Genomic DNA, 18,287 nt, shown 5'->3' on the forward strand with positions numbered 1-18,287 from the left:
GTGACCTGCGCCACGGGAGATCGGCCGCGGCCCTCTATGCCCCGCTGCTCAGCCCGCCACTCCTCGCCTCGCGAGCTCCGATGCGGCGTTCGTCACAGCTGGTCCTCGAACGTGGCGACGCCGTCGGTCGCGGCCGCCGCGGGGAGTCGCTTCTTCGCCGCCGAGTCGCCGTAGAGCGCGTACCGCAGGAACTCGGTGGAGGTCTGAGTAGTGGCCTCGAAGTCGGCGCTCTCCGTCACGTGGCCGCCGTCGGTGATCGACAGCATGGCCCGCGACCACGGCACCGCCGCGAAAACCGTGTGCCCCGCCCGGTACGTGACGGTCGTGTCCTTGCGCCCGTGGACGAACAGCATCGCGGCGGCCGGCCCGGAGAACTCGGCGCCCTGGAAGTCGGTGCCGTTGAACACGATCCCGGCCTTGAGCCGCTCGTCACGGCGCGCGCTGAGGAGTCCCACCGTGGTGATGCCGCCCGCCGAGTGCCCGGCCGCCGCGAGCCGCCCCGGATGGATCACCGACGTGATCGTGCCGGCCTGGGCGAGCATGAGGTCGATGACGTGCGAGGCGTCCGCCGGCTGGTTGACGATGTCGTCGGCGTTCAGCCGGCCGGCCTCGTCCGCGGTCCACGACGTGTACGGATAGGTCGGCGCCGCCACCACGAAACCGGCCTGGGCCCAGCGGGTGAGCATGTCCGCGTAGTCCGCCGGCTGCGACGTGAGCCCGTGGCTGAAGAGCACGAGCGGGTAGCGGCCGCCGAGCGGAGTGACGTCGTCACCGGAGACCGAGGCGGGATACCAGACGGTGGTGGGCAGCGATCGGTCGTCGCGGGCGAAGTCCAGGACGCGGCGGCCGACGGCGTACGCCCGGCCGGGGGCCGTCCCCGGCGGCGGGGTGTAGGGCGCGGTGATGTCCCGGGCGGCCAGCGACGACGCGGTCGTCGAGGCGAGGATCGGGACGGCCGACGCGGACGCGACGGTCGCGCCGGACATCCCGATGTCGGTCTCCGCCGTGCACGCGGCGAGGCTGCCCGCCCCCGCGGCGCCCGCCAGGGCGAGCAACAGAGTCCGTCTACGCATGCCGTGAGTCTTGCCCGTTCACCTGTGATGATCATGAGAAACGGGCGAGCCGAACGTCACACTATGAGGTTGAGGAGCAGGACAAACACGAATCCGACGACCGAAATGATCGTCTCCATGACCGACCAGGTCTTGATCGTCTGGCCCACGGTCATCCCGAAGTACTCCTTGACGAGCCAGAAACCCGCGTCGTTCACGTGCGAGAAGAAGAGCGACCCGCAGCCGATCGCCAGTGCCAGCAGCGCCACCTCCGGCTTGTCCAGCGTCTGGGCCAGCGGCGCGACGATGCCCGCGGCCGTGATCGTCGCCACGGTGGCCGAGCCGGTGGCGATCCGGATGCCGACCGCGACCAGCCAGCCCAGCAGCAGGGCCGAGATGTTCGCCGACTCGGCCGCGTTGGCCACCACGTTGCCCACGCCCGCGTCGACCAGCACCTGCTTGAAACCGCCGCCCGCGGCCACGATGAGCAGGATGCCCGCGATCGGGGGCAGCGACCCGCCGATGACCGCGGAGGTCTCCGAGCGGTTGAAGCCCGCGCCGCGGCCCAGGGTCACCATGGCCAGCAGCAGGCCGAGGAGCAGGGCGACGACGGGCTCACCGAGGATTTCGAAGATCGTCCGGACCCGGGTGCCCTCGTCCATGGTCAGCTCGGCGATCGCGCGCAGCAGCATGAGCACGATCGGCAGCAGCACGGTCCCCACGGCCGCCCAGAAGCTCGGAGTCCGGCGACGGGCGGGTTCGGCGACGCCTTCCTCCTTGACGGTGTCGACCGGGTCGGCCACCCGGGCCGGGACGGGCACGTGCACGTACCGGGTGATGAAGTTGCCGAAGACCGGCCCCGCGATGATCACCGTGGGGATCGCGCAGATGAGGCCGAAGGCCAAGGTCAGGCCGAGGTCGGCGCCGAGGCTCGACACCGCCACCAGCGGCCCGGGGTGCGGCGGCACGAGGCCGTGCAGGACCGAGAGGCCGGCCAGGGCGGGGATGCCGATCTTCAGCAGGTTCATCCCGGTACGCTGGGCGACGAGCAGCACGATCGGGACCAGCAGCACCACGCCGACCTCGAAGAAGAGCGGCAGGCCGATCAGAGCGGCGACACCGGCCAGGGCCCACGGCAGCGCGTTGCCCGAGAAGCGGCGCACGATCGTGCCCACGATGCCGTCGGCGCCGCCCGACTCCGACAGCAGGGCGCCGATCATCGAGCCCAGGGCGATCAGCAGGCCGACGCTGCCGACCGTGCTGCCCACCCCGGCGGTGAAGGAGTCGACGGTGTCGCCGGCGGCGGCACCCGCGGTGAGGCCGAGCACGGCCGCGCCGACGATGAGAGCGAGGAACGGATGCCACTTGGCCCAGGCGATGAGGAGGATGACGGCCGCGATGCCGAGCACCGCGGCCAGGACGAGGTGGCCGTCACTGGCGGAGGTGATCGCCTCCGCGGCGAGGACGTGATCAGGCATGCCGCGGCCGTACCCAAACTTCCGGGCGGTCAACCGTTTGCCCGGCCAGGGTCGTGGGTACGGGACGCCGCCCGCCTGCGCCCGGCCGACGCGGCCTGGGCGTTCGCGCTGCGGGCGGGGCTGGCCGTCGCCCTCCCGCTGGTCGCGCTGATCCTCGCCGGGCACACCGCCTGGGCGGGCATCGCCACGTTCGGCTCGTTCGCCGCGCTCTACGCGCGCGACGCGCACTACCGCTCGCGCGGGCGGGTGGTCGCGGCGGCCGGCCTGGGCCTGACCGTCGCGGTCTTCCTGGGTACGCTCGCCGCCCTCGCCGCCGCCCCGGAGCTCCCGGGCATCGTGGCGGTCTCGCTGGTGGGCGCGGCCGCCACCTGGCTGTGCGCGGTGTTCCGGGTCGGCCCGCCCGCCGGCCTCATGTTCGCCTTCGCCACGGCTGTGTCCGCCGCCGTCCCCGCCACGACCGCCGACCTGTGGCGCCACCCCGCCCTGACCGCCGGGGCGGCCGCCGCCGCCTGGGTGATCGCCATGGCCGGCGCCGCCGTCGACCGGGACGCCCCGCGCCGCCTCGCCGTGGCGCGAGCCCTGCGCCGCGCCGCCGGGGTGCTCGACGCGCCCGCGGGTCCGGCCGGTCTGCGCGTACGCCATCTGGCCGCCACCGCCGTCGCCCAGGCCTGGGCCGCCCTGCCCGCCCGCGGTGCCGCCGCCCTCGAGGCGCTCGTGGCCCGGGCGGAGTCCGCGCTGGCCGGGCTCGGCACGCGCGAGGAGTTGCTCGGCCTCGCGGACGCCGTCGCCCGCCGCGGTCCCGTGCCGGAAGTGGCGTCCACGGCCACGGAGGCGGCCGGGATCACCGGCCGTCATCTCAGTGACTCCGGCTACCGCGATCTGCTGCGCGGTCCCGTCCGGGGCACCGCCCTCGGCGGCCCGCTGCTGGTCGCGGCGGCCCGGGTCGCCCTCGGCGCGCTGGCCGCGGGGGCCGTCGCCGGGCTGCTGGCCCAGCTCACCGGGCTCGGCCACCCGTACTGGGCGGCGGTGTCGGCCGTGGCCGTGCTGCAGGGCACCAACCTGCTGGTCTCGCTGCACCGGGGCCTGCAACGAGCCCTGGGTACGCTCGCCGGCCTCGTCGTGGCCGCGCTGGCCCTCGCCCTCCCGGGCGACACGTGGACCCTCGTGGCCGGCATCGTCGCCGCCCAGGTCGTCGCCGAGCTGCTCGTCATCCGCAACTACGGGCTGGCCATGCTCGCGGTCACGCCCCTGGCCCTGCTCGTCGGCGAGCTGGGCGCCGCCACACCGCCGCTCGACCTGCTCCGCGACCGGCTGGTCCAGACGGTGCTCGGCTGCGTCATCGGCCTGCTGTGCGCGGCCGCCGTCCGCACCCGGGTGGCCGCCAAGCACCTCGACCTGGCCGTCGCCGCCTGCGAGCACACCACGGCCGGCCTGGCCCGCACCCGCGAGACCCGCCCCGGCGCCGCCGAGCGCCTGCTGGTCGCCCAGCTCACGGCGCTGCGCGAGGCGTACGACGTGGCCTCCGGCGAACCGGGCCTGACCCCCGCCGCCACCGACCGCGTCCTCACCGCCGAGCGCAACGCCCGCCTCGCCCTCGCCCGGTCCGCCTGACACTCCCTGGGTGCGGTGCGGCCTGGTAGCGGCACGAGCGCCGGACGAGTCTCGAGGGGTCACGTCACTCGGGAGGATTTGTCATGCGCTACACGCTGCTGGGCCGGTCGGGCCTGCGGGTCTCGGAGTTCGCGCTCGGGACCATGACCTTCGGCGAGGGCTGGGGGTGGGGCGTGCCGGAGGAGACGGCCGCGCGGCTGCTGGACGTCTATGCGGACGCGGGCGGCAACTTCGTCGACACGGCCGATGTCTACACCGGCGGGACGTCGGAGGAGATCGTCGGGCGGGCGCTGCGGGGGCGGCGGGACCGGTTCGTGGTCGGGACGAAGTTCACCGGGCAGACCACGCCCGGCGACCTCAACTCGGCCGGGAACCACCGGAAGAACCTGGCCCGGTCGGTGGAGGCGAGCCTGCGGCGGCTCGGCACCGACTACATCGACGTGCTGTGGGTGCACGCGCGGGACACGCTCACGCCGCTGCCCGAGCTGATGCGCGCGCTCGACGACCAGGTGCGCGCGGGCAAGGTGCTGCACGTGGGCGTCTCGGACTGGCCGGCCTGGGAGATCGCGCGGGCGAACACGCTGGCCGAGCTGCGGGACTGGTCGCCGTTCGTGGGGGTGCAGGCGCGGTACAACCTGCTCAGCCGCACGCCCGAGGCCGAGCTGCTGCCGGTGGCCCGGGCCGACGACCTGGCCGTGCTGGCCTGGGGACCGCTGGCCGAGGGCCGGCTCACCGGCAAGTATCTGACGGGCGGGCAGGGGCGGCGGGACCGCGGCGGGTTCGACTTCACCCGGGACGGCGACGACGAGGTCGTCCGGGAGGTCGTGGCCGTCGCCGGGGCCGCCGGCCGGACGCCCGCCGAGGTCGCCTTCGCGTGGCTGCGCTCGCGGCCGGGCACGATCGTCCCGGTGCTCGGGGCCACGAGCGAGCAGCAGCTGACCGCCAACCTCGCGGCCGCCGGCGTCGAGCTGGACGACGACGCGCTGCGCCGGCTGGACGCGGTGAGCGAGCCGCCGCCGGTCTTCCCGGCCGACGTCATGAACCGCGAGGACATGGTCGCCATGGTCTACGGCGACCGCTGGCGCGAGGTGACCGACCGGCGCCACGCCGCGCGCCGGCCGATCCTCGACAACGAGCGCTGGGCGCCTCAGAACCAGTAGGCGAGCGCCTCCCGCAGCCCCGGCCCGTCCGCCCAGGCGACGTGCCCGTCCGGTCGCAGCAGCACGGCCCTGTCGCTGGGTCGCAGGTCGACGCGGTCCTTCCACTCGGCCGCCTCGGCGAGCACGGGCTCGGGGCCGAGCAGCACCGGCCGGCCCTCGCGCAGCAAGCCCGGCTCACCCGGCCAGAAGGTGCCGGCGAGCGGGTGCGTACCGGGCCCGGGATAGCGGACGTCGCCGGCGAGCAGCGCTCCCATCCGGCGCAGCGGCTGCTCGTCGGCGACCAGCTCCTGGAAGATCTCGCGCAGCGCGTCGGCCGCCGGGTCGAGCCCGCGCCGCAGCGCCACCTGCGCCTGGGTGTGCAGCAGGGTGCGCGCCCCGGCCAGGTGCCGCTCGGCGTGATAGGTGTCCAGCAGCCCGGCCGGTGCCGATCCCCGCACCGCGGCGGCGAGCTTCCACGCGAGGTTGACCGTGTCGAGCAGCCCGGCGTTGAGCGCCACCCCGGTCGCCGGGAAGAGGTGGGCGGCGTCCCCGGCCACGAAGACCCGCCCGCTGCGGTACGCCGACGCCTGCCGAGCCTTGAATGTGAACCGCGACAGCCGCGTGGAGCCCGTCATCGGCAGCTCCGCCCCGAGTACGCGCCGGATGCTGTGACCCAGCTCGGCGAGCGTCATCGGGGTGTCGTCGTCGTACGTGTCCTCCTCGTCGAGCGTGACGGACACGAGAATCTCCTGGTCCCCCGCCGGGCCGAACGCGAACACGCCCGTGTCCGTCCGCGTGAACCCCGCCGCCATCCGGCCCCGCCCCGGGATGTCGAGCTCGCCGCCGTCGAGACAAGGGACGGTCACGCGACCGATCCGGTTGACCTCCGGATAGGTGGTGCCCGGGAACCCGATGCCGGCCAGCTCCCGCACGCGGCTGCGGGGACCGTCACAGCCCACGAGGTACGGCACCTCGGCCGTCCACGCGCCGGCGGGGCCGCGTACCTCCGCCGTCACGGTGTGCTCGTCCTGCCGCAGACCGGTCAGCTCGTGCCCGTGGCGGATCTCCGCGCCGAGCTCCCGGGCCCGGTCGGCGAGCAGGCGCTCGAGCCGTGCCTGGGGCAGCCCGATCGCACGCATCGGAGCATCCTCCAGACCGGTGAAATCCAGGTGCACCCCGCCGTACGGGAAGCGGGGCGCCGGAAGCGGCTGGTGCGCGGCCGCCTCGAACCGCTCCAGCTCGCCCCGCATCCGCAGCAGACCGAGGATCTGGCCGCCGAGCCCGCCCGCCCTCGCACCCTCCCAGGGCTCCGAGCGCCGCTCCAGCACCAGCGGCCGCACCCCGGCCAGGCACAGCTCGCCCGCCAGCATCAGCCCCGCCGGCCCCGCCCCCACGATCAGCACATCCGTCACCGATATCCCCCATTTCCGCAGCTGGAGCGCCGATTGTGGACGAAACGGGGGGTCTTGCCGCAAGCCCCCTGTGCCCCGGTATGGTCAAGGGGCAGGGAGCGCCGCGAGCCACGACCGCGGACCCCGGTGCTGGACCCGCACGGTCGCCACCTCGATCGCCCGGCGCAGGGCGTCGGTCAGGTCCGCTCCGCGAGCGATCGCCACTGCCAGCGCGCCGTGGAAGGCGTCGCCCGCGCCGGCCGTGTCGACCGCCTGGACCGCGGGCACGACCAGCTCGCCCGCTGCCTCGCCCGACCACCACCGCACCGGATCGGGCCCGTGCGTGATCGCCCCCTGCCGGACCCCGAGCGCGCGCAGGGCCGCCTCGACCTCGCCGCCGCCCGGCGGGCGGAACACCGCGGAGCAGGCCGTCACCGTCGCCACCGGGAGCAGTTCCGCGAAGACCGGCCGCCAGCTGCCCGCGTCGAGCACCAGCGGCCGCCCGCTGCGCGCGGCCGCCCGGGCGAGGTCCGGGTGATGACCGTCCGCCAGCACGGCGTCCGCCCCGGCGAAGATCCGATCATCGGGTACGCCCACCGCGGCGCCCCGGGCATTGCGGCTGACCACGGTCCGCTCCCCCGTGGCGTCCAGCACCGTCACCGCGGACACCGGCGGCGGCGCGTCACCGATCGCCGTGTCGACGAGGCGGATCCCGTACGCGGCGAGGTCGGCCCGGATCAGACCGCCCAGCGGATGCGGGCCGACCGCCGTGACCAGCGTGACGTCGGCCCCCAGCGCCGCGGCGGTGATGGCGGCGTTCGTGGCCGGGCCGCCCGCCGCGGTGTCGGTGCGCAGCGACTCGACCTTCTCGTCGGGGCCGGGCAGCCGCTCGACCCGCTGGATCAGGTCGACCGTGGCGAGCCCGGCGCAGACGATCCGCGGGGCCGGCACCGGCTCAGTCGGCGAGCTCGGAGAAGAACGTGCCGACGTTGCGGAACATCTCGGCGACGCCGTCCCCGATGCCCTGCGCGATGTCGGCCGCGGGCTCCGGGTTGGTGCCGATTTAGAAGACGACGAGGCCGAGCAGAATCCAGCCGGCGACCTTCTTCACGGTCCGCTCCCCTCGACGGCGGTGTCCCGGCCGTGATCCTGACACACGATCACGGCACTGAGCTGCCGGGACGCGCTGATCGTGAGCACTTTTCCGGGTTCCGGCGCGGTTATATGACGTACGTCATCCAAGCTTGCCGCTATTAGATGACGGTCATAATCTTTCCGCATGGACATCACGAACGCCGTCGCCCTCGTCACCGGAGCCAACCGCGGTCTCGGCCGCCACCTCGCCGAGCAGCTCACGCAGCGCGGGGCGAAGGTCTACGCCGCCGCCCGCGACCCGCGGACCGTCGACCTGCCCGGGGTCGTCCCGCTGCACCTCGACGTCACGGACCACGACTCGGTGGCCCGGGCCGCCGCGGCCGCCGGCGACGTCACCCTGCTGATCAACAACGCCGGCAGCGCCACCGGCACGAACCTGCTCACCGGCGACCTCGCCGGCGTCCGGACCGAGATGGAGACGCACTACTTCGGCACGCTGGCCGTCACCCGCGCCTTCGCCCCCGTCATCGAGGCCAACGGCGGCGGCGCGATCCTCAACGTGCTGTCCGTGCTGTCGTGGCTGCACCCGGGCGGCGCCGGGGCGTACGCGGCGGCCAAGGCGGCCGAGTGGGGGCAGACCAACGCCGTGCGCGACCTGCTCGCCCCGCGCGGCATCCAGGTGAGCGCGCTGCACGTGGGCTACATGGACACCGACATGGCCGCGCACATCCCGGCCGACCAGAAGATCGCGCCGGACCTGGTCGCCACGATCGCTCTAGACGGGATCGCCGAGGGCCGGGACGAGATCATCGCGGACGAGGTCACCCGCGCCGTGAAAGCCGGCCTGGCGGGCTGACAAAGGCGCCGGCCGCGCCGCTTCCCGGCGCCGGTCAAGCCGCTCTCAGGCGCCGGTCACGCCGTCGATGCCCTCGCGCAGGAAGTCGGCGTGACCGTTGTGCCGGCCGTACTCGAGCAGCACGTGCACCATGACCATCCGCAGCGACACCTCCTGCTCCCAGCGCGGCTGGTAGCCCACGGCGTCGAGCGAATCGGCCGCCTGCTCGATGCGGCGCGCGTGCGCCACTTCGGCCTCCCACGCCGCGAACGCCTCGGCGCGGGTGGAGCCGCTCGCGTCGTACGCGGCCTGGAAGTTCATCTCGTCCGACCAGACCAGCGGAATGTCGTGGTCCTCGAACACCCGGCGGAACCAGGTGCGCTCGACCTCGGCCAGGTGCCGCACGAGCCCGAGCAGGCTCAACGTGGACGGCGGCGACGACTGCTCGCGCAGCTGGCCGTCGGTGAGCCCGGCGCACTTCAGGGCCAGGGTCGCGCGGTGATAGTCGAGGAAGGCGCGCAGGGTCTCCCGCTCGCCTCCGGTGAGCGGCGGGCCGATGCGGTCGTCGGTGGTCATCCGGCCATGAGATCATCCGCCCCGGCCCGGCTGTAGACGAGGAGCCGCTGTCCGCCGCTCTCCCCCACGTCGAGCGTCTCGTAATCGAGGCACAGCCGGCCGGCCACCGGGTGATCGAAGAGCTTGGTGCCCGTGCGGCAGTAGGAGACGTCCGCCCGCGACCACAGCTCCCGGAAGGCCGCACTCGCCGCCAGCAGCTCGGTCACCAGCTCCTCCGCCCCGCCGGCCGAGCGCAGCGCCGCCGCGCACTCCGCCCGCACCGCCGCGACGTCCACGTGCAGCGCGGCGGTCGCCGGGTCCAGGAACGCGTCGCGAACCAGGCTGCGCCCCGGTTCGTGCCGGGGGTTGAGCTCCCGGGCGGCGGCGTTGGCGCGCAGCACGGTCAGCGTGCCGTCGAGCAGGACCGCGGGCCAGGGCGAGGTGTCCACGAGCCGGGCCACGGACGGCCGGACGCTCGCCCCGCCGGCGGGCTCGACCGGCCCGGCCGCGATCCGGTGCAGATGCGCCGTGGCGTCCGCGTCGAGCCGCAGCGCCCGGGCCAGCGCACCCACCACCGCGGGCGACGGGTGCCGGTCGCGTCCCTGCTCGAGCCGCACGTAGTAGTCGACGCTGATCCCGGCGACCAGCGCCAGCTCCTCGCGCCGCAGCCCGCGCACGTGCCGCCGGCCGCCCGGGACCAGGCCCACGGCCGCCGGTCCGACGAGCGCGCGCCGGGCGCGCAGGAAATCCGCCAGGTCACCGCGCATCGCCCCAATCTAGCCGGGGAAAAGGTGGTCCCGGCAGGGCCTGGGGAAACGCGGCCGCCGGGCCCAGGGTCGACGTCATGACCTCTTCCCTCAAAGACCGCCACGCCCTGGTCACCGGGGCCTCCTCCGGCATCGGCGCCGCCACCGTCCGGGCCCTGCGCGAGGCCGGCGCCCGGGTCGCCGCCGGAGCCCGCCGCACCGACCGGCTCGACGCGGACCTGGCCCTCCCGCTGGACGTCACGGACGAGTCCTCGGTCCGCGCCGCCGTGGCCGCGGCCGCCGACGGACTCGGCGGCCTCGACCTGGTCGTCAACGCCGCCGGCGTGATGCCCGTCGGCCCGGTGCTCGGCGCGGACGTGGCCGACTGGCGCCGCACGCTCGACACCAACGTGCTCGGGCTGATGCTGGTCACCCACGCCGCGCTGCCCCACCTGCAGGCCGCCGGCTCGGCCGACCTGGTCAACATCTCCTCGATCGGCGGGCGCGAGACCTTCCCCGGCGCGGCCGTCTACCACGCGAGCAAGTTCGCCGTGAACGGCTTCTCCGAGTCGCTGCGCAAGGAGATCCAGCCCACCGGCGTCCGCGTGAGCATCGTCGAGCCCGGCTTCACGGCGACCGAACTGCCCGCCGGCATCACGGTCGCCGCCGTCCGCGAGAGCATCGAGGGCGTCATGGCCGTCCAGCGCAACCTCGACGCCGCCGACGTGGCCGCCGCGATCCTCCACATCGTCTCGCAGCCGCCGCACGTGGTCGTCAACCAGCTCCAGGTGCGGCCGCTCGCCCAGGCGTAGTTCTGTTGTGGGCGCGTGCTCACGGTCGCCGGGGTGCAGGCCGAGGTCCATGTCCCGTACGCCGCCCTGCACCCCCTGCGGCCGGCGGCGGACGACACGGAGCTGCCGCCCTTCCGGGTCGCGCTCGACCGGTCTGTGCCAGCGGGTCCTTTCTGGACGGAGTGCCTCTTCCCGCACCTGAGGGAAGCCGGGCTTCCGCCGCCCGCCGCCGGGATGCTCGACTCCACGGGAACCCGGCCGCGACCGACGCGAGGAGCACGCCGCATGAGCACGATCGTCCTGGTGCACGGACTCTGGATGACCCCGCGCAGCTGGGAGCACTGGGTCTCCTACTACGAGGGCAAGGGCCACACGGTCGTCGCCCCGGCCTACCCGGGTTTCGAGGTCGAGGTCGAGGCGCTGCGGGCCGACCCGTCGGTCATCGCGAACCTGACCGTGCCGGAGACCGTCGCCCACCTGGAGAAGGTCATCACCGCGCTGGACGAGAAGCCGATCATCATCGGTCACTCCTTCGGCGGCACGCTGACCCAGCTGCTCCTCGACCGGGGGCACGGCCGGGCCGGGGTGGTCATCGACTCGGCGCCGCCGGAGGGCATCCGGGTCAACCCGCCGTCGCAGATCAAGTCGCTCTTCCCGATCCTCAGCAACCCGGCGAAGCGGCACCAGGCGGCCGGCTTCACCCCCGAGCAGTTCCACTACGCGTTCACGAACACGCTGTCGGCCGAGGAGTCGCGGGCCGTCTACGACCGGTACGCGATCCCGGCGCCCGGCAGCTGGGTCTGGTCGTACGGGCTGCTGGCCAACTTCACCCCGGGCAAGCAGGAGACGTGGGTGAACTTCCACAACGAGGACCGGGCGCCGCTGCTCTTCATCGCGGGCGGCGCCGACCACATCATGCCGGCCTCGGTGAACAAGTCGAACGCCCACCACTACAAGGGCGCGACCACGGTCACGGAGTACTTCGAGTTCCCAGGGCGCTCGCACTGGACCTGCGCCGAGCCGGGCTGGGAGCAGGTCGCCGACAAGGCCCTCGACTGGGCGCTGCAGCACGCCCGGTGACGGTCAGAAGACCGCGCTGAGCAACGCGTTCAGCGCCTCCGGCATGACCTCCGCCGGGTTGACCTCGGCGTCGCCGGTGGTGAGCCCGGCGGTCATGGTCCTGCGGCCGTCGGGCGTGCTGTACATCAGGGCGCCGTATCCGCCGGACGCGCCGCCGTTGTGATGCAGGACCGTGCCGCGACCCTCGCCGAGGTCCTGCACGAACACGCCGAGCCCGTAGCCGATGGGCCCCGCGGGCGTACGCATCTCGGCCAGCAACGGCGCCGGGAGCAGCCGGCCGCCGTTGAGCGCGGCGAAGAAGGTGGCCAGGTCCCGCGTGGTCGAGATCAGGCCGCCTGCCCCGAACAGCATGGAGAGGTTCTGGCGGGAGACGTCGGCGACCTTCCCGTCGTCGCCGTCCTGATAGCGGTAGTAGCCGTGCGCGTACGGCTCGGGCAGGTCGGTGACGTCGCCGTCGAGCACGGTGTCGCGCAGCCCGAGCGGGCCGAGGATCCGCTCGTGCAGGGCTTCCCCGTACGCCTGCCCGGTCACCCGTTCGATCAGCAGCGCCGCGACGGTGTAGTTGGTGTTGGAGTAGCTCCAGCCGGTCCCGGGCTCGAACCGCGCCGGGTGCGACAGGGCCAGCTCCACCAGCTCCTCCGGCCGGTAGCCGCGCAGCCGCGCCTCGACCCACTCCTTGCCGGTGGCGGGGATGCCGGCGACGACTGTGCCGTCCGGGAAGTACTCGCCCGTGTAGTTGAACAGGCCGCTGGTGTGCTGGAGCAGCATCCGCGCGGTGATCCGCTCGTCGAAGGCGAGACCGGGACCGAGGCCGGTCACCGGCGCGTCGAGCTCCAGCTTGCCCTCGGCGACCAGCTGCAGGACCGCGGTGGCGGTGAAGGTCTTGACGACGCTGCCCGCCCAGAAGTGGCCGTCGACCGGCGGGGCATCGGCCGCGCCGAGGTCGCGTACGCCGGCGGTGCCGGCCCATTCCCCGTGCTCGTCGCGGACGCGCAGCTGGATGCCCGCGAAGCCGGCCGCGACGAACGCGTCGGCGGCCTTCTGCAGATCGCTCATCTCGATGTCCTTCTCAGAGGCCGCGGGCGGTGATGTCGCCGCGGGAGGTGGTGGCGTGGATGACCAGGCCGCTGCCGGTGAGCGAGTTGTCGATGCGCCCGTACGCGGTGGCGGCGTCCAGCGAGGCGGTCCGGGCGCCGACCGTGATGTCGCCGCCCTCGGTCCGCAGCGTGAGGTCGCCGGTCGTGGCGACGGCCTCGGCGACGCGCAGGTCGCCCTGCTGGGTGCCGAGCTGCGCCGAGCCGGTGAGCCGCCCGACCACGATGTCGCCGGCCTGCAGCGTGAGCCGCGCGGTGGCGGCCTCGTCGAGCTCGATCGAGCCCTGGGCGACCTCGACGGTCACGTCGCCGAGGCGCCCGGTGCCCCGCAGCTCCGCGGCGGCCGCCCTGGCCTCGACCCGGGAGCCGGCGGGCAGCTGGACCGTGACCTCGACCGATCCGGAGGAGCCGAGCAGCCGGTGCTCGGGCTTCGCCGCCTCGATCCGCAGGACACCGTCGGCGTGGGTGACCTCGATGCGCCCGGCCGCCTGCACGTCGCGGCTCCGGCTGGGGTCGGCGGGGAGCACCTCGGCGGCGGCGTCGGTGCGGTCGGTGGCGACGAGGTGGATGCGGCCGGCGGGGATGTCCAGAACAACGTTTCTCATGCCGGAAACGCTACGTTGCCTTCATCCATCGAGCAAAGCCGTAATTGCATTGATGCGCTGTCCTTGCTGTTAGAAGCTTCGCAATCATTGCAACGAGCCTGATGTCAACGCAACGACACTGCCGTCGGCGTTGCAATGGATGGGCGGTGAACGCTACGCTGCCGGGGACGCGAAGGAGGCCAGGATGCCGGGCGGCAGGCTCACTCAGCAGGAACGGCAGCAGATCACCGCGGGGCTGGGCGACGGCCTCGCGTACGCGGAGATCGCCCGGCGGCTCGGCCGTCCGACCTCGACGGTCACCCGCGAGATCATGCGCAACGGCGGCCCGGCGGCCTATCGCGGCGACCTGGCCCATCACGCCACCGAGCGCCGCGCCCGCCGCCGCCGGACGGCCGCCGCGAACCCGCCGGCCCAGGGGCGCGACACCGAGGCCGTCCACGAGTACGAGCAGACGTTCGCGGCCGTGTTCGCGCAGCAGGGACTGCCCGCGATGACGGCCCGGGCGCTCGCCGCCCTCTACAGCACCGACACGGGCAGCCTCACCGCCGCCGAGCTGGCCGCGCGGCTGGGGGTGAGCCCGGCCTCGATCTCCAAGGCGATCGCGTTCCTGGAGAGCCAGGGCCTCGTCCGCCGCGAGCGCGACGACCGGCGGCGCGAGCGCTACGTCGTGGACGACGACGTCATGTACCAGTCCACGATGTCCGGCGCGCGCGGCACCGCGCACCTCGGCGAGATCGCCCGGCAGGGCGTGAGTGTGCTGGGCCCCGGCACCCCGGCGGCCGCGCGCCTGGAGAGCATCGCCCGCTTCGTCGAGTACGTGTCCGCGGCCATCGCCCGGGCCGCGGACGAGGCCCGGGCGATACTCCACCCGGAGGTCAAGTGAGCACGGGCCGCCGGGTGCGCTGGGTCAGGACCACGCACACCAGCACGACCAGCGCCGCCCCGAGCGTCGCCGGGGTCACGGTCTCGCCGAGCAGCAGCGCCGACCAGGCCAGCGTGAGGACCGGCTGCGCGAGCTGGAGCTGACCGGCCCGGGCCACGCCACCGCGGGCCAGCCCCGAGTACCAGGCGACGAAGGCCAGGAACATCGACACCGCCGTCAGGTAGCCGAACGCGGCCCACGGGACGGCACCGCCCGTGGTGCCCCGGGCGGCGACGAGTGTCACGGGCACGGTCGCGGGCAGCGCCAGCAGCAGGGCCCAGCCGATCGTGCCCGCACCGCCCAGATCGCGGGCGAGGGCGCCCCCTTCGGCGTACCCGAAAGCACACAGCACGACCGCCGCCAGCAGGAAGCCGTCCGCGGTGGACAGCGTGCCGTGGATGCCGCCGCCGAGCGCCAGGAAGGCGAGCACGGCGAGCAGCCCGGCGATGCTCGCGGCCCAGAACGCCGGGGCCGGTCGCTCCCCCGCGCGCAGCCCGGCGAAAACGGCGGTCAGGGCGGGCAGCGCCGCGATGACGACCGCGCTGTGCGAGGACGTCTGCGTGGTCAGCGCGAGCGACGTGAACAGCGGGAAGCCGACGACCACGCCGAGCGCCACGACCACCAGCCGCCACCACTGGGTGCCGGTCGGCCGGGTCGCCCGGGTCACCAGCAGATAGACCGCAGCAAGCAGGGCGGCGCCGACCGAGCGGCCGAAGGCCACGAACCACGGGTCGAGGGCCGCCACCGCGAGCCGGGTCATGGGCAGCGACAGGCTGAACCCGAGCACTCCCAGCCCCGCCGTTACCGCGGCGGGACCAGTAGCGTTACTCTTCTCTCTCATGAATGACGGTAACGCAACCGATCGCGTTATCCAAGATCTGCGGATGACGGCGGCGGGCTCAGCCCCGGGGACGCGACTGCCGTCCGTGCGCGAGTTGACCGTGCGGCATCAGGCGTCGCCCGTCACCGTGGCGGCGGCGATCCGGCAGCTCGTCGCCGAGGGCGCTGTCGAGGCGCGCCCGGGGCGGGGCACGTTCGTGGCCGGGCGGGTCGAAGACCGCGCGGTGTCCGACCTGTCGTGGCAGACCGTCGCGCTCGGGCCCCGGCCGGCGGGCGAGGACGAGATGCGCGCGCTGCTGGCCACCCCGCCGCCGGGCGCGATCCCGCTGTCCGGCGGCTATCTCGATCCGGAGCTGCAGCCGACCGCCGCCCTGGGCGCCGCCCTGACCCGGGCCGCCCGGCAGAGCGCCGCCTGGCAACGGGGACCGGCCGAGGGACGCGAGGACCTGCGGGCCTGGTTCGCCCGGGAGAGCGGCACCGGGCTCCGCGCCGACGACTTCGTGATCTGCTCCGGCGGGCAGGCGGCGATCGGCTCGGCGCTGCGCGCGCTGACCGGCCCCGGCGACACCGTGCTCGTGGAGTCGCCGACCTATCTGGGCGCGCTGGCCGCCGCGCGGGCCGCGGGACTGCGGGTCGTGCCGGTGCCCGCGGATCGCGACGGGGTGCTGCCCGATCAGCTGCGTGCGGCCTTTGCCCGTACGGGCGCCAGGGTCTTCTATTGTCAGCCGCTGCACGCCAACCCGTCCGGCGCCACCCTCGCCGCCGATCGCCGCGCGGCCGTGGCAGCGGCCGTGCGGGAGGCGGGCGCGTTCCTGATCGAGGACGACTACGCGCGCGACCTCATCATCGACGGTGACGCCCCGCCCCCGCTGGCCGCCGACGACCCGGACGGGCACGTCATCCATCTGCGCTCACTCACCAAGCCCGCCGCCCCCGGCCTGCGCGTCGCCGCCATCGGCGCCCGTGGCCCGGCGGGTGCCCGGCTGCGCGCCACCCGGCTGCTCGACGACTTCTTCGTGGCCGGCCCGCTCCAGCAGGCCACGATGGAGCTGGTCAGCGCCCCGGCCTGGGCCCGCCACCGGCGCTCGCTGCGCACGGCCCTGCGCACCCGGCGCGAGGCGCTGCTCACCGCCCTGGCCCGCCACCGGCCCGACCTGGTCCCGGCCACGGTGCCGCGCGGCGGCCTCCATCTGTGGGTGCGCCTGCCCGACGGTACGGACGACCTGGCGCTCACCGCCGCCGCGGCCGCCGCGGGCGTCGTGGTCTTCCCCGGCCGCCCGTGGTTCGCCGCCGAGCCGCCCGGCCCGTTCCTGCGCCTGACCTATGCGGCCGCCCCGCCGGAACTGATGGACGAGGCCGTCCGCCGCCTGGCCGTCAGCCTCTGAGCCCGGCCCCCGCGACGGGCCCTTGCCGTCAACCTTCGAGCCCGGCCCCCGCGACGGGCCCTCGCCGTCAACCTTCGAGCCCGGCCCCCGCGACGGGCCCTCGCCGTCAGCCTTCGAGCCCGGCCAGGATGCGCTGGTGGTGGGCGTCGAGCTCCGCGGCGGGCACGTTGTCGTCCGCCCGCGCGAAGTCGAAATCGGCCATGTCCGACGCCGGGAACACGTGCACATGCGCGTGCGGCACCTCGAACCCCGCGATGATCAGCCCCACCCGAGGCGCCGCGAAGACCCGCTTCAACGTACGCCCGATGGTGTGCGCCACCGCCAGCACATGCGCGGCCAGCTCGGGCTCGAGATCGGTCCACTCGTCCACCTCGGCCCGCGGCACGACCAGCGTATGCCCCGGCGTGAGCGGCGCAATGGTCAGAAAGGCGGCCACCCGCTCGTCGGAGTGAACAATGCGGCCGGGCAGCTCCCCGGCGATGATGCGGCTGAAGATCGTGGGCACGCCAGCACTCTATCGCCCGCCAGACCGGCGGCATGAACCTCTTGCCGGCCCAGCAGCGTCGAAGCAACGCATCAATCCCACGGCCCTCGAACGAGGTCGAACCACTGACTTCCGATCCGGTCGAGATCCAGATTCTCGATCACGATTCCCACCCTACTGAGGTGCTCTCAGCAAGGATTTACGGCTCGCTCTCCGAACCAGTGGGCCTGGTCGCGGCCGAGGGCCTTGGCGACTGGATCACCCCGACGCGCAATGGGCCGTTGGCGAGGCGGGGGTGCCGGCGCGAGCCTGTCCGTCGCCGATCGCGTCCCGGCCTTGTCGGGCGCCCGATTCGTTCGCCCGCTCGCGGTCGGCTGCGTGTCCGTCAGGAGTGAGGAGCAGCGAGGGGCGGCGGAACGGGGGCGGGCCGGATGACGGGTGCACGGCGGTGGTGGTCCCACCGACCCGGGATGACACGGGCAGCGGTCGTGGCAGCGGCGCTGGGGGCGGCCTTGACGGTCGTGTCGATCACCCGTACGCGCGGGACGGCCGATCCCGGCGGTGGTGACAGCCTGGGGGCCGACGTGCGGAAACTTCGCGTCGCCACGGCGCCCGCCAACTTGGAGTACATGCGGCGGGTCTATGAGCGGGCCATCGACTGGTACAAGATCGCCGAGGGGAAGGCGCAACTCATTCTCACGGTCAACGGCGCCTTTGTGACCGTGGTGTTCGGCCTGTTGTCCGGCAATGTCGCCGGCTTGCGCAACTCGCTGGGCTCGATCGGCGTCCTGACGTGGCTCTTCCTGACCCTCGGCTCGCTCGCGCTCGGCGGCTCGATTCTCGCTGCCGCGCTGAGCCTGCTGTCCCGGCACGAGACGCACATCCGGCACGACTTCGCGGAGCTGGCGGTCGACCCTCGTGACGAGACGACGTACTGTCCCGAGGCCCTCTGGTACTACGGCCACCTGGCGAAGCTGCACCGGCGGGGCATCCAGCGGATGGTGCGCGGCGTCGACGAGGCGACCGAGCTCGATGTCCTCGCTTACCACGTGCAGGGTCTCGCCGCGACGGTGCTTCGCAAGCATCGCCTGATCAACGCCGGCTGGGGTCTGACCGGGGCCGCACTGCTGGCGCTGCTCGGTGGGGCCGTCTCGCTGGTCCTCAGCGCCTGAGGCCTGGGCGGC

18 protein-coding genes are annotated in these 18,287 nt (G+C 74.0%); 8 read left to right on the forward strand and 10 right to left on the reverse strand.

The window, feature by feature from the left end; all coding sequences use genetic code 11:
• Window positions 1–92: 92 nt before the first annotated feature.
• Both RAN62_RS12075 and RAN62_RS12080 read right to left on the reverse strand, forming a co-directional pair.
• The gene (locus RAN62_RS12075) at window positions 93–1,073 is read right to left on the reverse strand and encodes an alpha/beta hydrolase family protein (RefSeq protein ID WP_305784658.1); all 981 of its coding nucleotides are present in this window, start codon (window positions 1,071–1,073) and stop codon (window positions 93–95) included.
• A 56-nt stretch (window positions 1,074–1,129) separates the two neighbouring features.
• On the reverse strand, window positions 1,130–2,530 hold the full coding sequence (locus RAN62_RS12080; protein WP_305784659.1) for a GntT/GntP/DsdX family permease: 1,401 nt from the start codon (window positions 2,528–2,530) through the stop codon (window positions 1,130–1,132).
• Here RAN62_RS12080 and RAN62_RS12085 point away from each other — a divergent pair.
• Together RAN62_RS12085 and RAN62_RS12090 are read left to right on the forward strand one after the other, a co-directional pair.
• A complete protein-coding gene (locus RAN62_RS12085; RefSeq protein ID WP_305784660.1) occupies window positions 2,519–4,141 on the forward strand; it encodes an FUSC family protein in 1,623 nt (540 codons plus the stop codon). The genes RAN62_RS12080 and RAN62_RS12085 overlap by 12 nt on opposite strands.
• Before the next feature lie 83 nt (window positions 4,142–4,224).
• Complete coding sequence (locus tag RAN62_RS12090; protein ID WP_305784661.1) at window positions 4,225–5,301, forward strand: aldo/keto reductase; 1,077 nt, start codon at window positions 4,225–4,227, stop codon at window positions 5,299–5,301.
• Here the strand turns inward: RAN62_RS12090 and RAN62_RS12095 are convergent.
• Window positions 5,289–6,692 carry an FAD-dependent monooxygenase gene (locus RAN62_RS12095; RefSeq protein WP_305784662.1) on the reverse strand — a complete coding sequence of 468 codons (1,404 nt, stop codon included), beginning with the start codon at window positions 6,690–6,692 and terminating at the stop codon, window positions 5,289–5,291. The genes RAN62_RS12090 and RAN62_RS12095 overlap by 13 nt on opposite strands.
• Window positions 6,693–6,776: 84 nt before the next feature.
• Window positions 6,777–7,622, reverse strand: a complete 846-nt coding sequence (locus RAN62_RS12100; protein WP_305784663.1) for a PfkB family carbohydrate kinase — start codon at window positions 7,620–7,622, stop codon at window positions 6,777–6,779.
• A 328-nt stretch (window positions 7,623–7,950) separates the two neighbouring features.
• On the opposite strand from RAN62_RS12100, the gene RAN62_RS12105 reads away from it, so the two are divergent.
• Window positions 7,951–8,622 (forward strand): SDR family oxidoreductase, encoded by a 672-nt coding sequence (locus tag RAN62_RS12105; RefSeq protein ID WP_305784664.1) that lies wholly within the window; start codon window positions 7,951–7,953, stop codon window positions 8,620–8,622.
• 45 nt (window positions 8,623–8,667) lie between these two features.
• On the opposite strand, the gene RAN62_RS12110 is transcribed toward RAN62_RS12105, so the two are convergent.
• Both RAN62_RS12110 and RAN62_RS12115 read right to left on the reverse strand, forming a co-directional pair.
• Entirely contained in the window at window positions 8,668–9,177 is a 510-nt protein-coding gene (locus tag RAN62_RS12110) for a DinB family protein (RefSeq protein WP_305784665.1), read from the reverse strand.
• Window positions 9,174–9,923 carry a helix-turn-helix domain-containing protein gene (locus tag RAN62_RS12115; RefSeq protein ID WP_305784666.1) on the reverse strand — a complete coding sequence of 250 codons (750 nt, stop codon included), beginning with the start codon at window positions 9,921–9,923 and terminating at the stop codon, window positions 9,174–9,176. The genes RAN62_RS12110 and RAN62_RS12115 overlap by 4 nt, the downstream gene beginning before the upstream one ends.
• A 77-nt stretch (window positions 9,924–10,000) precedes the next feature.
• Here RAN62_RS12115 and RAN62_RS12120 point away from each other — a divergent pair, with 77 nt between their 5' ends.
• Window positions 10,001–10,714 (forward strand): SDR family oxidoreductase, encoded by a 714-nt coding sequence (locus RAN62_RS12120; RefSeq protein WP_305784667.1) that lies wholly within the window; start codon window positions 10,001–10,003, stop codon window positions 10,712–10,714.
• A 264-nt stretch (window positions 10,715–10,978) separates the two neighbouring features.
• Window positions 10,979–11,773 (forward strand): alpha/beta hydrolase, encoded by a 795-nt coding sequence (locus RAN62_RS12125; protein ID WP_305784668.1) that lies wholly within the window; start codon window positions 10,979–10,981, stop codon window positions 11,771–11,773.
• Window positions 11,774–11,776: 3 nt separating this feature from the next.
• Here RAN62_RS12125 and RAN62_RS12130 read toward each other — a convergent pair whose 3' ends face one another.
• Window positions 11,777–12,829: a serine hydrolase domain-containing protein gene (locus RAN62_RS12130; protein ID WP_305784669.1), complete on the reverse strand. Its 1,053-nt coding sequence runs from the start codon at window positions 12,827–12,829 to the stop codon at window positions 11,777–11,779.
• A 13-nt stretch (window positions 12,830–12,842) separates the two neighbouring features.
• Window positions 12,843–13,472 (reverse strand): DUF4097 family beta strand repeat-containing protein, encoded by a 630-nt coding sequence (locus RAN62_RS12135; RefSeq protein ID WP_305784670.1) that lies wholly within the window; start codon window positions 13,470–13,472, stop codon window positions 12,843–12,845.
• A gap of 184 nt (window positions 13,473–13,656) precedes the next feature.
• Between RAN62_RS12135 and RAN62_RS12140 the strand changes: the two genes are divergently transcribed.
• Window positions 13,657–14,355: a GbsR/MarR family transcriptional regulator gene (locus tag RAN62_RS12140; RefSeq protein ID WP_305784671.1), complete on the forward strand. Its 699-nt coding sequence runs from the start codon at window positions 13,657–13,659 to the stop codon at window positions 14,353–14,355.
• Here RAN62_RS12140 and RAN62_RS12145 read toward each other — a convergent pair.
• Window positions 14,348–15,235: a DMT family transporter gene (locus tag RAN62_RS12145; protein ID WP_305784672.1), complete on the reverse strand. Its 888-nt coding sequence runs from the start codon at window positions 15,233–15,235 to the stop codon at window positions 14,348–14,350. The genes RAN62_RS12140 and RAN62_RS12145 overlap by 8 nt on opposite strands.
• On the opposite strand from RAN62_RS12145, the gene RAN62_RS12150 reads away from it, so the two are divergent.
• On the forward strand, window positions 15,234–16,619 hold the full coding sequence (locus tag RAN62_RS12150; protein ID WP_438874491.1) for an aminotransferase-like domain-containing protein: 1,386 nt from the start codon (window positions 15,234–15,236) through the stop codon (window positions 16,617–16,619). The genes RAN62_RS12145 and RAN62_RS12150 overlap by 2 nt on opposite strands.
• Window positions 16,620–16,725: 106 nt before the next feature.
• On the opposite strand, the gene RAN62_RS12155 is transcribed toward RAN62_RS12150, so the two are convergent.
• On the reverse strand, window positions 16,726–17,124 hold the full coding sequence (locus tag RAN62_RS12155) for an HIT family protein (protein WP_305784674.1): 399 nt from the start codon (window positions 17,122–17,124) through the stop codon (window positions 16,726–16,728).
• Between the two features lie 449 nt (window positions 17,125–17,573).
• Between RAN62_RS12155 and RAN62_RS12160 the strand changes: the two genes are divergently transcribed.
• Entirely contained in the window at window positions 17,574–18,275 is a 702-nt protein-coding gene (locus tag RAN62_RS12160) for a Pycsar system effector family protein (protein WP_305784675.1), read from the forward strand.
• Window positions 18,276–18,287 lie beyond the last annotated feature (12 nt).

Origin of the sequence: Symbioplanes lichenis (assembly GCF_030709675.1) — a bacterium.
Taxonomy (GTDB): domain Bacteria; phylum Actinomycetota; class Actinomycetes; order Mycobacteriales; family Micromonosporaceae; genus Actinoplanes; species Actinoplanes lichenis.

Excerpts from the sequence above, each read along its gene's own strand:
- RAN62_RS12135 (WP_305784670.1), bottom strand. The coding sequence starts at position 13,472 with ATGAGAAACGTTGTTCTGGACATCCCCGCCGGCCGCATCCACCTCGTC.
- RAN62_RS12080 (WP_305784659.1), bottom strand. The coding sequence starts at position 2,530 with ATGCCTGATCACGTCCTCGCCGCGGAGGCGATCACCTCCGCCAGTGAC.
- RAN62_RS12125 (WP_305784668.1), top strand. The coding sequence starts at position 10,979 with ATGAGCACGATCGTCCTGGTGCACGGACTCTGGATGACCCCGCGCAGC.
- RAN62_RS12115 (WP_305784666.1), bottom strand. The coding sequence starts at position 9,923 with ATGCGCGGTGACCTGGCGGATTTCCTGCGCGCCCGGCGCGCGCTCGTC.
- RAN62_RS12140 (WP_305784671.1), top strand. The coding sequence starts at position 13,657 with ATGCCGGGCGGCAGGCTCACTCAGCAGGAACGGCAGCAGATCACCGCG.
- RAN62_RS12120 (WP_305784667.1), top strand. The coding sequence starts at position 10,001 with ATGACCTCTTCCCTCAAAGACCGCCACGCCCTGGTCACCGGGGCCTCC.
- RAN62_RS12160 (WP_305784675.1), top strand. The coding sequence starts at position 17,574 with ATGACACGGGCAGCGGTCGTGGCAGCGGCGCTGGGGGCGGCCTTGACG.
- RAN62_RS12145 (WP_305784672.1), bottom strand. The coding sequence starts at position 15,235 with ATGAGAGAGAAGAGTAACGCTACTGGTCCCGCCGCGGTAACGGCGGGG.
- RAN62_RS12130 (WP_305784669.1), bottom strand. The coding sequence starts at position 12,829 with ATGAGCGATCTGCAGAAGGCCGCCGACGCGTTCGTCGCGGCCGGCTTC.
- RAN62_RS12110 (WP_305784665.1), bottom strand. The coding sequence starts at position 9,177 with ATGACCACCGACGACCGCATCGGCCCGCCGCTCACCGGAGGCGAGCGG.
- RAN62_RS12105 (WP_305784664.1), top strand. The coding sequence starts at position 7,951 with ATGGACATCACGAACGCCGTCGCCCTCGTCACCGGAGCCAACCGCGGT.
- RAN62_RS12090 (WP_305784661.1), top strand. The coding sequence starts at position 4,225 with ATGCGCTACACGCTGCTGGGCCGGTCGGGCCTGCGGGTCTCGGAGTTC.
- RAN62_RS12150 (WP_438874491.1), top strand. The coding sequence starts at position 15,234 with ATGAATGACGGTAACGCAACCGATCGCGTTATCCAAGATCTGCGGATG.
- RAN62_RS12075 (WP_305784658.1), bottom strand. The coding sequence starts at position 1,073 with ATGCGTAGACGGACTCTGTTGCTCGCCCTGGCGGGCGCCGCGGGGGCG.